The organism is Nordella sp. HKS 07, from assembly GCF_011046735.1.
Taxonomy (GTDB): Bacteria; Pseudomonadota; Alphaproteobacteria; order Rhizobiales; family Aestuariivirgaceae; genus Taklimakanibacter.
The window spans coordinates 5,050,921-5,065,105 of sequence record NZ_CP049258.1 but is presented as its reverse complement, the minus strand read 5'-3'; the positions used below and the strand labels follow the sequence as shown (position 1 = coordinate 5,065,105).

The following is a 14,185-nucleotide window of genomic DNA, read 5'->3' as shown; positions in this document are numbered from 1 at the left end:
ACTGGCTTGCGGAATTGTATCCGGCTAGAATCCGGCCCGGATCGGCGCCGCGCCGCCTGTTGACCTGGATCGAGGCGGCAAGCCGGCACCGACAAATATCAATTCGAGCTACCTCGGTGCGCTGCTTGTGAAAAGCGGACACTTCGGCAGCCAAGGAGGCGATATGGCAGATGAAAGCAGGTGCCCGGTTTCCGGACGGAACTCCGCACGCACGAACCGCGACTGGTGGCCCAACCAGCTGAATGTTCAGGTTCTCCACCAGCACTGCACATTGTCCAATCCGATGGGCGAGGCATTCGACTACAAGAAGGAGTTCGAGAGCCTCGACCTCGATGCCGTGATCAAGGACCTCACCGCCTTGATGACCGACTCGCAGGATTGGTGGCCGGCCGATTTCGGCCATTATGGCGGCTTGTTCATCCGCATGGCCTGGCATCTCGCCGGCAGCTACCGTGTCAGCGACGGCCGCGGCGGCGCCGGCGCCGATCAGCAACGTTTCGCGCCGCTCAACAGCTGGCCCGACAATGCCAATCTCGACAAGGCGCGCCGCCTGTTGTGGCCGATCAAGCAGAAATACGGCCGCAAAATCTCCTGGCCGGACCTGATGATCCTCGCCGGCAATGTCGCGCTCGACTCGATGGGCTTCAAGACCTTTGGCTTCGGCGGCGGACGCACGGAAGCCTGGGCGCCTGACGACTCCATCTTCTGGGGTCCGGAAGGCAAGTGGCTGGCTGATGAGCGCTACAGCGGCGACCGCGACCTGCAGAATCCCCTCGCCGCCGTGCAGATGGGGCTCATCTATGTGAATCCGGAAGGGCCGAACGGCAATCCGGACCCGATCGCCGCGGCGCGCGATATCCGCGAGACCTTCAAGCGCATGGCGATGAATGACGAGGAAACCGTGGCGCTGATCGCCGGCGGCCACAGCTTCGGCAAGACCCATGGCGCGGGCGACGCGTCGCTGGTCGGGCCTGAGCCCGAAGCCGCCGATCTCGAGTATCAGGGCCTGGGCTGGATCAGCCGCCACGGCTCGGGCAAAGGTGCCGACGCGATCACCGGCGGCCCCGAGGTCACGTGGACGCAGACGCCGAACAAGTGGAGCAACCTCTTCTTCGACAATCTGTTCAAGCACGAATGGGAGCTGACCCAGAGCCCGGCCGGCGCCAAGCAGTGGACGGCCAAGGGTGCCGAGCCCTCGATCCCCGACGCCTTCGACAAATCGAAGCGGCATGCGCCGACCATGCTGACCACGGATCTGTCGCTCAAGGCCGATCCGGCCTATGAGAAGATCTCGCGGCGCTTCCATGAGAATCCGGATCAGTTCGCCGATGCCTTCGCACGCGCCTGGTTCAAACTGACCCATCGCGACATGGGACCGCGCGTGCGCTATCTGGGCAAGCTCGTGCCGAAAGAGGAACTGGTCTGGCAGGACCCGATTCCTCCGGTCGATCATCCGCTGATCGGCGAGGCGGACATCGCGGCGCTGAAAGCCAAGATCCTCAGCAGCGGCCTCAGCGTGTCGCAGCTGGTCCAGACGGCATGGGCATCGGCTTCGACCTTCCGCGGTTCCGACAAGCGCGGCGGCGCCAATGGCGCGCGTATCCGCCTTTCGCCGCAGAAGGACTGGGCGGTCAACCAGCCCGCCGAACTCGCCAAGGTTCTCACGACGCTCGAAGGGATCAAAAAGGACTTCAACGCGGCGCAGAAGGGCGGCAAGAAAGTCTCGCTGGCGGATCTGATCGTGCTCGGCGGCAATGCCGCGATCGAGAAGGCCGCCAAGGACGGCGGGCATGCGGTCAAGGTGCCGTTCACGCCGGGGCGCATGGACGCCGCGCAGGAGCAGACCGATATCGAGACCTTCGCGCCGCTCGAGCCGACGGCCGACGGGTTCCGCAACTATGCGTCAGGTCAGCAGCGCCTGTCGCCGGAAGAGAACCTGGTCGACCGCGCGCAGTTGCTGACGCTGACGGCGCCCGAGCTGACCGTTCTCGTCGGTGGCTTGCGTGTGCTGGGCGCCAATAGCGGGAATTCCAGGCATGGCGTCTTCACAGCGCGGCCGCAAGTCCTCAGCAACGACTTCTTCGTCAACCTGCTCGACATGGGCACGCAGTGGCAGCCGCTTGCCGGCGCTGAAGGCGTCTATGAGGGACGCGACCGCAAGACAAATGCGGCGAAGTGGACCGGCACGCGCGCCGATCTGATCTTCGGCTCGCACTCGCAGCTGCGGGCGCTGGCGGAAGCCTATGCGTGCGCGGATGCCAAGGAGAAGTTCGTGAAGGACTTCGTGGCGGCGTGGACGAAGGTGATGAATCTGGATCGCTTCGATGTCGCCCGATTTTTCGGGACTGAGCTTGAAATCGCGGAGGACCGATCAGCGATGATCGGTAATTTGTCGCATTCAGGATGAGCCATATCGCGACGTTCGCCAGTCCTCGATCAGCCGGCGATACCAGTGGGCGCTTGATTTGAAGGTGCGGCGCTGGGTCGGAAAATCGACATGCACGATGCCCCAGCGCGTGGTGTAGCCGAGATCCCATTCGAAATGATCGAGGAACGACCAGATGAAATAGCCGTCGATCCGGATGCCGGCGCGAAGCGCCTCGGCGAGGACATTCAAGTGACCCGCCAGGTAGCCGATGCGCACGGGATCGTCGATCCGGCCATCTTCCGTGATGTCGTCCGGCAGCGAACAGCCATTCTCGGTGATGACCAGAGGTGGCAGCCTGTCGCCGTAACGGTGCCGCAGAGCGGTCAGGACTTCCCCAAGGCCTGAAGGCACGATCGGCCAGCCCATCGTTGTTTGCGGCACGCCGCCAGTCGCGACGGCCTCGAAGGGTTCGAGCGCCGCTTCCGTGCTTTTCGGGGCGCCGGTCGCGAAGGGATGGAAATAAGTGAGGCCGAGCCAGTCGATCGGAGTCTTGATGATATCGAAGTCGCCGGCGCGGCACTGGGACCAGTCGGCGCCCGGCAACGACTCCAATTCCTCCGGATAGCGACCGAAAAGGATGGCGTCGGTCACGATATAGTTCCTGAGCGCATCGAACCAGGCATTCGCCGCAACATCCGCCGCCGCCGTGGAGGCAGGCCGGGTCGGCGATGAATGGTTGGTGAGGCCGATCCTGGCTTGCGCCTGGGCACGGATCGCCGTGGTGGCCAGACCGTGGCCCAGCAGCAGATGGTGGATGACGGGCAGCGCCGCGCCGGTCGGCATCTTGAGGCCGGGCGCATGATCGCCGATCACATGGCTGTGGCGCATCACCGTATAGGGCTCCGCCACGGTGAACCAGTTGCGTACCCGGTCGCCGAGCCGCCTGGCAACGAGTTCGGCGAACGCACCGAAATGCGAACTGGTATCGCGGGCGAGCCAGCCGCCTGCGTCCTGCAGCGCCGCCGGCATGTCGGAATGAAGCAGCGTGATGACCGGATCGATGCCGCGCTCCAGAAGACCGTCAACGAGCCGGTCATAAAAAGCGAGACCTGCCTCATTGGCGGGGCCCCTGCCCGCGGGCTGGATGCGCGACCACGACACGGAGAAGCGGTAGGCGCCGAGCGCCAGCGCGGCCATGAGGTCGATATCCTCACGCCAGCGATGATAGTGGTTGGCGGCGATGGAGCCGTCGCTGCCATCCACGACCCGCCCGGGCTCGCGCAGGAAGCGGTCCCAGATGGACTCGCCGCGCCCGTCCTCGTCCAGCGCGCCTTCCACCTGATAGGCCGCTGTTGCCACGCCCCAAAGAAAATTGCGCGGAAAGGCGGCGCCGAGGGCGGCGGGATTATCGACGGTCATGGGAAACTGCCTGGATGTGGCCGTGGTTGACGGACATCCCTTGTGTCCCAAGCCCCGCGGTATTTCCAGCTGAATCCGATACTATCGATAAAATACTAGCGCGTGATGCGAAAAAGTGGGCACCGGTTTTTCGCAAAAATCACGCGCTAAAATATTGAGGTCGATCACGTTTATGAGTTTGGATTGGCTCAATCCAAACTCATCGTGATCTATGTGGCGACCGTACCCGCTGTTGGTGTTTTGCGGCACGCCCGGCCAGAACCGGATCAGGCGGCGGGCGGCAGGATCACGACGCGGGTTCCGAGCTCGACGCGGTCATAGAGGTGGATCACGTCGATATTGATCAGGCTGATGCAGCCTGCGGTGGTCTTTTTGCCGATCAGCGAAGGTTTGACCGCGCCATGAATACGGATCACCGTGTCGACATCGCCCTGATAGAGATAGAGTGCCCGCGCACCCATCGGATTGTCCTTGCCGCCCGGCATGCCGCTGGTGAATTTTGCCATATCCGGGAATTCGGCGAGATGCTCCGGCGTCGGCACCCAGACCGGCCACTTTTCCTTGCGCCCGATCACCGCCTCGCCGTACCACGTCCTGCCGGCCTTCCCCACGCCCACGCCGTAACGCGTGGCCTGGCCGTTGCCCTGCACGTGAAAAAGGAACTTCTGCCCCGTATCGACGACGATCGTGCCCGGCGGCTCCGCTGTCGCATAGTCGACGGTACGACGCCGGTATTTGTAGGGGATTTCCTTGGCATCGGATTCGAACACCGGGAACGGTTCGCCGGCAAGCGCCAGCGCCTGACGGTTGGCGAAAAGTCCCGAAGCGAGAACGGACGTCACGAAGACGCGGCGTGAGATCCCCATTGGCATATCCCCTACAATAGACCGATTCTTAACCCTGTCGGCCGCGCCGATCAATAGTTTGCTGATCCCGTTGCGTTGAGCCTCTTGCTGCGTGGACGACGAACAAAGTCGAAAAGGCTTAGGAATTTCGAGCGTTGAGCGTTGGAGCGCCGGACGCTCTGATGGAGCCGCTCCGGCGCTCCAACTCTTTGATTTGCGCATCGGATTATCCGAAAACCGCTTCGCACTTTTCGGTCCGATGCGTTAGTATCATTCGCGAAGATCGACGTCAGACCTGCTGAGTAAAGGTGCCCTATGGAGACATCCATGTCGCCTGTGCGGTACGAAGCGGCTTTCCTGGGAAGGTGTCATCTTCGCGCAGCCAGCACAGACACGCCGCTGCCTCACTCCCCGCCCAGCTCCAGGAAAGAGGTCCCACGGTGACGACATCAGGCCGTAGAGGATGGTTGATCGCCGCCTTGGTCGCTCTCGCCGTCATCGGCGGCTATTACGCCTGGCAGACTTATGGTCGCGGCGGCTTGCCGGAGGGGATCGCCGGCGGCAACGGCCGGATCGAGGCGACCGATATCGACATCTCGACAAAGATCGCCGGGCGGATTCAGGACATCCTGGTCAATGAAGGCGACTTCGTCACCGCCAACCAGATACTAGCCAAGATGGACACCGAGCAGCTCGAGGCCAAGGCGCGGCAGGCCGAAGCCGAACTGCAGCGGGCCTTGATCGGCGTCGATGCTTCGAAGAGTCTCGTCAAGCAGCGCGAAGCGGAACGAACTGCGGCGGCCGCCGTCGTCGCCCAGAAGGAAGCAGCCCTCGATGCCGCGAAGAAAAAGCTCGCGCGCTCCGAACAACTCGTGCTGACAAGAACGGTCTCCCAGCAGGTGCTCGATGATGACCGGGCAAGCGCCGACGGGGCGACCGCCGCGGTGGCAGTGGCGCAGGCTCAACTCGCCGCCGCCGAAGCGGCGATCAGCGCTTCGCAAGCACAGGTCGTCGATGCGGAAGCCTCGGTCGCCGCCGCCCGGGCGGCCATCGAGAGCATCAAGGCGGACATCAATGACAGTACGCTGAAATCGCCGCGCAACGGCCGCGTTCAATATCGCGTCGCGCAGCCCGGCGAAGTGCTGTCAGCGGGCGGCCGGGTGCTCAATCTCGTCGATCTCGAAGAGGTCTACATGACGTTCTTCCTGCCGACAATCGAGGCCGGCCGTGTCGCCATAGGCAGCGACGTCCGTCTCGTCCTTGACGCAGCACCGCAATATATCGTTCCGGCCAAAGTGTCCTTCGTCGCCGACGTCGCTCAGTTCACGCCGAAGACCGTCGAGACCGAGGAGGAACGCCTGAAGCTGATGTTCCGGGTCAAGGCGCAGATATCTCCGGACCTGCTGCGTAAATACATTCAACAGGTCAAGACCGGCCTGCCGGGCATGGCCTATGTCCGGCTCGATCCCAATGTGGAATGGCCGGCTAATCTTCAGGGACAACTCGTGCAATGAACGAGCGGCCAGCAGGGGACGAGCCCGCAGCCGCTTCGCCTGTCGTGCGCCTGAAAGGGGTCGGACTCTCCTATGGCGCGACGCGGGCGATCGACGGACTGACCTTCGATATGCCCTCCGGGGTGATGGTCGGGCTCATCGGTCCGGACGGCGTCGGCAAGTCCAGTCTTCTCTCGCTGATCGCCGGCGCGCATGTCGTCCAGGACGGAGAGATCGAGGTGCTGGGCGGCGATATCGCCGACGCCACGCATCGCAGCCTCACCTATCCCCGCATCGCCTATATGCCGCAAGGCCTCGGCAAGAACCTCTATCCGACGCTGTCGGTTTTCGAGAATGTCGACTTCTTCGGGCGCCTGTTCGGACATGACAGGCAAGAGCGCGAGCGTCGCATAGCCGAGCTTCTGCGGAGCACGGGTCTCGCCCCCTTCGCCGACCGCCCGGCCGGAAAGCTCTCGGGCGGCATGAAGCAGAAGCTCGGCCTCTGCTGTTCCCTCATCCACGATCCCGATCTCCTGATCCTCGACGAGCCGACGACCGGCGTCGATCCGCTGTCGAGGCGTCAGTTCTGGGAGCTCATCGACGAGATCCGCGGCAAACGCCGTGGCATGAGCGTCATCGTCGCGACGGCCTATATGGAGGAAGCCGAACGCTTCGACTGGCTGGTCGCGATGGATGCGGGAAAGGCGCTCGCCCCCGGCTCACCCGCCGAGCTTTTGAAGCAGACGGGGGCGCCGACGCTCGATGCCGCTTTCATCGCCCTCTTGCCCCAAGAGAAGCGCCAGGGCCATCATGAGGTCGTCATTCCCCCTCGCCCGCCGGGGACGCAAGACGAGATCGCCATCGAAGCCGAGCATCTCACCATGAGATTCGGCAGCTTCACGGCCGTCGACAATGTCAGCTTCCGCATCACGCGCGGCGAGATCTTCGGCTTTCTCGGCTCCAATGGCTGCGGCAAGACGACGACCATGAAGATCCTGACGGGCCTTCTGCCGGCGAGCGAGGGCATAGCGCGCCTGTTCGGCCGCGAAGTCGATCCCAACGACATCGATGTGCGCCGCCGCGTCGGCTACATGTCGCAGGCCTTCTCGCTTTATGTCGAGCTCACGGTGCGCCAGAATCTCGAGCTGCACGCCCGTCTGTTCCGGATGGATCCGCAGGCGATTCCCGGACGCGTCGAGGAGATGATCCGGCGGTTCGATCTCGCCGATGTCATCGATGCGCTTCCCGACGCTTTGCCGCTCGGCATAAGGCAACGCCTGTCGCTGGCGGTGGCGGTGATCCATGCACCCGATATCCTCATCCTCGACGAGCCGACCTCGGGCGTCGATCCGGTGGCACGCGACGGGTTCTGGCAGATCCTCTCGGACCTGTCCCGCAAGGACAATGTCACGATCTTCGTCTCGACGCACTTCATGAACGAGGCCGAGCTCTGCGACCGCATCTCGCTCATGCATGCCGGCAAAGTGCTCATCAGCGATACGCCCGCGGCCATCACCGAGAAGCGTTCTGCCGCCACCCTCGAAGATGCCTTCGTCGCCTATCTGGAGGACGCGATCGGGCAAGCCGGCACGGCGCCGGCGGCCGGAGCCGCCGCGGCGGCGATCGAGCCCGCAGCGACCCCGACGCATACTACCGCCCCCGCGAAGACCGGCGGGTTCTTTCGCCGCATGTTCGCCTATTCGCAACGCGAGGCCCTGGAGCTGCGCCGCGATCCCATCCGCGCCACGCTCGCCATCGTCGGCAGCGTCATCCTGATGTTCGTCATCGGCTATGGCATCAATCTGGACGTCACCAACCTCACCTTCGCGGTTCTCGATCGCGACGACACGACGGTGAGCCGCGATTATGTGAATCAGATATCGGGCTCGCGCTATTTCACCGAGAAGGATCCGATCCTCGACTATGCCGAACTCGACAGGCGCATGCGCAGCGGCGAACTCGCTCTGGCGATCGAGATCCCGCCGGGCTTCGGACGCGACGTGGCGCGCGGCCGCAGCGTCGAGATCGGCGCCTGGATCGACGGGGCCATGCCGACCCGGGCGGAGACCGTACGCGGCTATGTCCAGGGCATGCATGCGACCTGGCTGATGCAGAAGGCGCGGCAGATCCACGGCGATGCCGCGACCACCGGCGATTTCCAGCTCGCCATCCGCTACCGGTACAATCCGGACATCCAGAGTCTCGTCGCGATGGTGCCGGCCGTCATCCCGCTGTTGCTGCTCATGATCCCGGCCATGCTCGCGGTGTTGAGCGTCGTGCGCGAGAAGGAGCTCGGATCGATCACCAATTTCTACGTCACACCGGTTACAAGGCTCGAATTCCTGCTCGGCAAGCAGCTGCCCTATGTGGCGCTGGCGATGGTCAATTATCTCATGCTGATGGCCGTCGCCGTCTTTATCTTCCGCGTGCCGTTCACCGGCAGCTTTCTGACGCTCAGCGCCGCGGCACTTCTCTATGTCATCGCGACGACGGCCCTGGGGCTCCTCATCTCGACCTTCATGAAGAGCCAGATCGCCGCCATATTCGGCACGGCACTCATCACCCTCATTCCGGCTGTCCAGTATTCGGGCATCATCGACCCGGTCTCCTCGCTGCAGGGCGCCGGCGCTTTCTTCGGCCAGATCTATCCGACGACCTATTTCGTGACGATCGCGCGCGGCACCTTCTCCAAGGCGCTCGATTTCAGCGATCTCGCGGGCCAGTTCGTGCCGCTCGTGATCGCCATTCCGGTGCTGCTGGGCCTGAGCGCCCTCCTCCTCAAGAAGCAGGAGGGCTGAATATGCGCTTGGCCAACATCCTTCAGCTCAGCATCAAGGAGCTCCGGGGGCTTGCGCGCGACCCGATGCTCCTGGCTCTCGTCGTCTATGCCTTCACGCTTTCCGTCTATACCGCTACCAAGGCGATCCCGGAGACGCTCAACCGGGCGCCGATCGCGATCGTCGACGAGGATCAGTCACCGGTCTCCTCGCGCATCATCACGGCGTTCTATCCGCCCTATTTCGTCGTTCCGCGGCTCATCTCGCAATATGAGATGGACAGCCGGATGGATGCCGGCCTCGATACCTTCGCCATCGACATCCCGCCGAATTTCCAGCGTGATCTTCTCGCCGGCAAGTCGCCGACGATCCAGCTCAATGTCGACGCGACCCGCATGACGCAGGCCTTCACGGGGGGCGGCTATGTGCAATCCATCGTGTCGAGCGAAGTCGGCGAATTTCTCAATCACTATCGCGGTGAAACGGCGGCCCCCGTCGATCTCGTGCTGCGGGCGCGCTTCAACCAGGAACTCAACAAGGGCTGGTTCGGCGCCATCAACAACATCATCTCGTCCATCACCATGCTGTCGATCGTGCTGGCGGGCGCCGCTCTCATCCGCGAACGCGAGCATGGCACGATCGAGCACCTGCTCGTAATGCCCGTGACCCCGGTCGAGATCATGCTGAGCAAGATCCTCTCGATGGGGCTGGTGGTGCTTATCGCCACCGCCTTCTCGCTGATCTTCGTCATCAGAGGCTGGCTCGGCGTGCCGATCGAAGGCTCGATCCCGCTGTTCCTCGCGGGTACCGCGCTGCAGCTCTTTGCCACGACCTGCCTGGGTATTTTCCTCGCCACCGTCGCGGGCTCGATGCCGCAATTCGGTCTCTTGCTGATGCTGGTGCTGCTGCCACTTCAGATGCTGTCAGGGGGCACGACCCCGCGCGAAAGCATGCCCCAGATCATCCAGGACATCATGCTGGCAGCCCCCAACACGCATTTCGTCATGCTGGCGCAGGCCATCCTGTTCCGCGGCGCCGGCCTCGATGTGGTCTGGCCGCAGTTCGCGGCCCTCCTGGCGATCGGATCGATCCTGTTCTACCTGGCCCTGAGACGGTTCCGGCAATTCCTGAGATAGGTGCAGGTTTATCCAAGCGGCCTGAAATCACCCATCATGGTGGGCACGAATTCGGACACGGTCGGGTGAATATGCATGGCCCGCTGCATCACCGTGTAAGGCGCCCTCGCATACATCAGATCGAGGAGGCAGTGGATCGCCTCATCGCCCCCGGTGCCGAGGATCGCGGCGCCAAGGATCTGCTTCGTCTCTTGATCCACGAGCACTTTCATGAACCCTTTCGTTTCACTCTTCTCGAAGGCGCGCCCGACATCCTCCATCGGCATCGTGGCGATGAGGGCCGGCCGCCCGGATTTCCGCACCTGCGCCTCGGTCATGCCCACCCGCCCGAGCGGCGGATCGATATAGAGATTATAGGCGGGGATGCGGTCGCTGACGCGGCGCGTATCCTTGTCGAGGAGATTGGCGGCGACGATCTCGAAATCGTTCCAGGCGGTGTGGGTGAAGGCGCCCTTGCCGTTGCAGTCGCCCATCGCCCAGATGCCGGGCACGTTGGTGCGCAGCTCGTCGTCGACCGTGATGTAACCTTTCTCGTCCGTGGCGATGCCTGCCTTGTCGAGGCCCAGATCGTCGATATTGGGACGCCGCCCGACGGCGAGCAGCAGATGGCTGCCCGCCACTTCGGGCGCCCCTTCCGTGCAGTCGACTTGGGCGGTGATGTCGCCGCCGCGCTTTCCCAGCGAGATGCATTGCGCATTGAGGCGAATATTGATCCCCTCGGCCTCAAGAATATCGCGGATGGAAGCTGAGACATCCTCGTCCTCGCGCGGCACGAGGCGGGACGACATTTCAATCACCGTGACCTCGCTGCCGAAGCGGCGGTAGATCTGCGCGAATTCGAGACCGATATAGCTGCCGCCGATGATGACGAGATGTTTGGGCAACACATCGAGCTCGAGGAGCGATGAGTTGGTAAGATAGTCGACCTGGTCGAGCCCCGGCATGTCGGGCACCGCCGCCCTGCCGCCGACATTGATGAATATCCTGTCCGCTTTGATCACGTCGTCGCCGACCGCCACCTCATGGGGTGCCACGAAGCGGGCGTGATCGTGATAGACGGTGCAGTTCTCTGCATTGCGCAGCGATCTTTCGACGCCCGTGGTCGAGGGGCTGACGATGGCTCTCATGCGGGCCTTTACCCGTTTGATGTCGACGCGTGGCGAGCTATCGATCATCACACCGAAATCGGCCGCGCGGCGCGTCAAAAACGCGGCATAGGCGCTCGCCACCAGCGCCTTGGTCGGCGTGCAGCCGGTGTTGACGCAGGTGCCGCCGAAGAGCTTGCGCTCGATGATGGCGACGGTTTTGCCCGACCCGGCGAGACGCCGCGCCAGCGCAGGCCCCGCCTGCCCGGTGCCGATGATGATCGCGTCATAGTGCTTCATGGGGAGTCCTCGTCCTTCGTTGCGCCGCCCCCAGGAAAGCTCCTTCTGCCCGGTGCCTCAGGCTGTGCCGCTCCGCCTAGCTTGCGCCTATTCCGCTCCCCGGCGGCGAGATTCTTTCGTCATACCGACGAAAGTCGCTGTCAGATTCACACATCTTTCCGAGGGATGCGGGTCACCCCTCGCCCCTCGAAGAGCGGAGGTGGAGAACCGCATCTTTTGTGAGATGTGTGTACGATAGCGACGAAAGTCGGGATCCATTTGATATGCAAAACCGGAAGAGTTGTGAATATGATAGCGGCTTTCGCCGGGATGACGATCTGAGGTATCCCCTCTCACTGCGCCGCCGGGATGACGGTGTCGGAGGGAATCGACGGCGCCGGCGCGGTTGGTCCATGTTCGCCATCCCGAGCTCTCGCGAAGCCGGCCTCATCAAATACAGGGTAGATACAGCGTAAAAGGCGAAAAGCGCCGTCTTCGAAGCTCGGTCGCCCTCAATATTCGCTTTCGTTTTGAAAGGCTTGCGGGCGACAAGCCGGTTTTTCCGGCAGGGATGATAACATCCCCCAGGCAGGGAAGCCGCAGCGTTTGTTGCGATGCCACAATGGCGGCGCCACGCCGATGGCTCTCCCCTCCACCTGTCATCCGGCGGAAAGCCCGATCCCTCAAATTCTCTCCGAATGCGCAACACCGCCCAGATTTCGCTTACTCAGTGGATCCCGGCTTTCGCCGCTATCATATGCACACATCTCGTGAGGGATGCGCCCTTACCCTCGCCCCGCTTTAGCGGGGAGAGGGAGGGGCCCATTGCATAGCAATGGGAGGGTGAGGGGCCTTTGCGAGATTGAGTTCGACCTCAGACAACTGAACGCTCTCGCGACAAATATGCCCTCACTGCGCCGGTGGCCGTGCCCCTCACCCTTCCCGCCGCTGCGCGTCGGGCCCCTTCCCTCTCCCCGCTGCGCTTCGCTTGCAGGGCGAGGGTAAAGCCGCAGGCCGGTCATCAGATGTGTGAATCCGATAGCGGCTTTCGCCGTGATGACGGGTAGCGTCGTTACCTTCGGTTTACGCTCGTCGGCTAGGACGGGAGGATATGGGGGATAGACCATGACCAAAGCTCTTTCGACAGTCGTCCTTGTCGCGTTCCTGACCGCCGCCCTCGCCGCGGTCAGCCTGCTGGCGAACCGGCAAGGATATCCGCAAGGTGCCCTGGGCCTGCGCCGGCTCGACGATATCGCGACGGCCGCGACCTTCATTCCGCTGGCGGCGGTGTATAGCTTCTCCGCGCTGTTGCTCATGGTCCTTCCCATGCGGGCGGCGGCCTTTGTCTTCTACAATGCGACCGAGGCGGTTTTCTGGACCATCGTCGCGCTGTTCGGGACGATTGCCGGCGTGCTGATCGCCAGGGCCGCCTTCGGCCAGGTCTCCGTCCTGTGGGCGCTCGCCGACTGGCGCTTCGGCCTCACTCTCGCCGTGGTCGCCTGCCATTTCGTCCTGAACGAGCTGGGACGGAGCCCGTTGCTGCGCGTCATCGGCTTCGCGGCCTTCCTGGCGGCGACCCTGCTCTGCCTCTTCTGGTCGTTCCGGTTCTAGAGCATCGGACCGAAAAGTACGAAGCGGTTTTCGGATAATCCGATGCGCAAAACAAAGAGTTAGAGCGCCGGGCCGATTCTACGAGAGCGTCCGGCGCTCTAAACCCTTCAGCCCGGATACCACACGCGGCGCGGGTCGCTCGGCGAACGCCGGTAGTCCCAGGCGGCATCGATGAGCTTCTTCGTATCGTAGACCGGTCGCCAGCCGAGCTCGGCCTTGGCGCGGCTGTTGTCCATCCAGGTGCTGACATAGGGCGAGCGGATCGGCTTCACCGGCAGGCCACGCGTGCGGGCCAGATGATCGGCGACGATTTGATAGTCGACCGGTTCGTCCATGCAGATGTTGTACAGACGCTGGCGCGCCGCCGTCGCGGTCAGCGCCAGCAGGATCGCCTCGACCAGATCGTCGACATGGACGAAGTTGCGCTTGACCGGTGTCCCGTCGGCTTCCTCAAGCAGCGGCACGGCGCCCCTGGCACGGCACGCTTCCGCTTCTTCCGGCGTCACCATCGTTTTCCAGTCCGGGCCGCCGAAGACATCATCGCCGAAGGAGAGCGTGTGACGAAAATCGTCCTTCTCCATGATCCATGGGGCTCTCAGGCAGCACCAGTCGATGCCGTACTGGATGCCATATTGCTGGAGCATCACCTCTTCCAGCACTTTCGACAGGGCATAGCAGCCGGGATAGGCCATATGGGGCGTTTCCTCGGTGACCGGCGCGGGGTGGCGGTAGAAGAAATGGCCGACCGCCGCATCGCCGCCGATCAGCACGAAGCGTTTGGCGCTTGGACTCTCGCGGAATTCCTCGAGCAGCCAGAACAGGCCCTTGACCGTCACATCCATCACATCCTCGGGCGTCTCCTTGCAGGTGGCGAGATGGACGACATGGGTGACGTCGCGCAGTGCCGCGCGGCAGACCGCGCGATCGGCGATCGATCCTTTCATCACCGAAAGGGTCTCCGTCTCAGGCAGCACGCGGTTGTGGCAGAGAGCGCGGATTTTCACGGGCTGGGCCGCGGCTGCGCGCGACATCCGGGCAATCAGCGCCTGGCCGACCTTGCCGGTTGCTCCTGTCACCAGTACCAGCATTTTACCTCTCCCTGTGCAAGCTCATGCGTGAATGCCCAATGTTTCCGCGCTGGCGCGAACGCTGCGGGAGGGCCGCTCGGGGGA

The 14,185-nt window shown here is 63.2% G+C and carries 9 protein-coding genes; 5 read left to right on the top strand and 4 right to left on the bottom strand.

Annotated elements, in window-relative coordinates; all coding sequences use genetic code 11:
- The first annotated feature begins 163 nt into the window (after positions 1-163).
- A complete protein-coding gene (gene katG, locus G5V57_RS23765; protein WP_165170021.1) occupies positions 164-2,407 on the top strand; it encodes a catalase/peroxidase HPI in 2,244 nt (747 codons plus the stop codon).
- Here katG and G5V57_RS23760 read toward each other — a convergent pair.
- A complete protein-coding gene (locus G5V57_RS23760) occupies positions 2,399-3,787 on the bottom strand; it encodes a GH1 family beta-glucosidase (protein ID WP_165170019.1) in 1,389 nt (462 codons plus the stop codon). The two genes, katG and G5V57_RS23760, sit on opposite strands and share 9 nt — an antisense overlap.
- 266 nt (positions 3,788-4,053) lie before the next feature.
- Positions 4,054-4,653 (bottom strand): L,D-transpeptidase, encoded by a 600-nt coding sequence (locus G5V57_RS23755; protein ID WP_165170017.1) that lies wholly within the window; start codon positions 4,651-4,653, stop codon positions 4,054-4,056.
- Between the two features lie 446 nt (positions 4,654-5,099).
- On the opposite strand from G5V57_RS23755, the gene G5V57_RS23750 reads away from it, so the two are divergent.
- The 3 genes from G5V57_RS23750 to G5V57_RS23740 are packed head-to-tail and all read left to right on the top strand — an operon-like array spanning position 5,100 to position 10,038.
- Positions 5,100-6,146, top strand: a complete 1,047-nt coding sequence (locus G5V57_RS23750) for an HlyD family secretion protein (protein ID WP_371744600.1) — start codon at positions 5,100-5,102, stop codon at positions 6,144-6,146.
- The gene (gene rbbA, locus G5V57_RS23745; RefSeq protein ID WP_165170013.1) at positions 6,143-8,923 is read left to right on the top strand and encodes a ribosome-associated ATPase/putative transporter RbbA; all 2,781 of its coding nucleotides are present in this window, start codon (positions 6,143-6,145) and stop codon (positions 8,921-8,923) included. The genes G5V57_RS23750 and rbbA overlap by 4 nt, the downstream gene beginning before the upstream one ends.
- A 2-nt stretch (positions 8,924-8,925) precedes the next feature.
- Complete coding sequence (locus G5V57_RS23740; protein ID WP_165170011.1) at positions 8,926-10,038, top strand: ABC transporter permease; 1,113 nt, start codon at positions 8,926-8,928, stop codon at positions 10,036-10,038.
- Positions 10,039-10,046: 8 nt separating this feature from the next.
- Here the strand turns inward: G5V57_RS23740 and G5V57_RS23735 are convergent, their stop codons facing one another.
- A complete protein-coding gene (locus G5V57_RS23735; protein WP_165170009.1) occupies positions 10,047-11,423 on the bottom strand; it encodes an FAD-containing oxidoreductase in 1,377 nt (458 codons plus the stop codon).
- Between the two features lie 1,104 nt (positions 11,424-12,527).
- Between G5V57_RS23735 and G5V57_RS23730 the strand changes: the two genes are divergently transcribed.
- On the top strand, positions 12,528-13,013 hold the full coding sequence (locus G5V57_RS23730; RefSeq protein ID WP_165170007.1) for a hypothetical protein: 486 nt from the start codon (positions 12,528-12,530) through the stop codon (positions 13,011-13,013).
- Between the two features lie 107 nt (positions 13,014-13,120).
- Here G5V57_RS23730 and G5V57_RS23725 read toward each other — a convergent pair whose 3' ends face one another.
- Positions 13,121-14,101 carry an NAD(P)-dependent oxidoreductase gene (locus G5V57_RS23725; RefSeq protein WP_165170005.1) on the bottom strand — a complete coding sequence of 327 codons (981 nt, stop codon included), beginning with the start codon at positions 14,099-14,101 and terminating at the stop codon, positions 13,121-13,123.
- Positions 14,102-14,185: the final 84 nt, after the last annotated feature.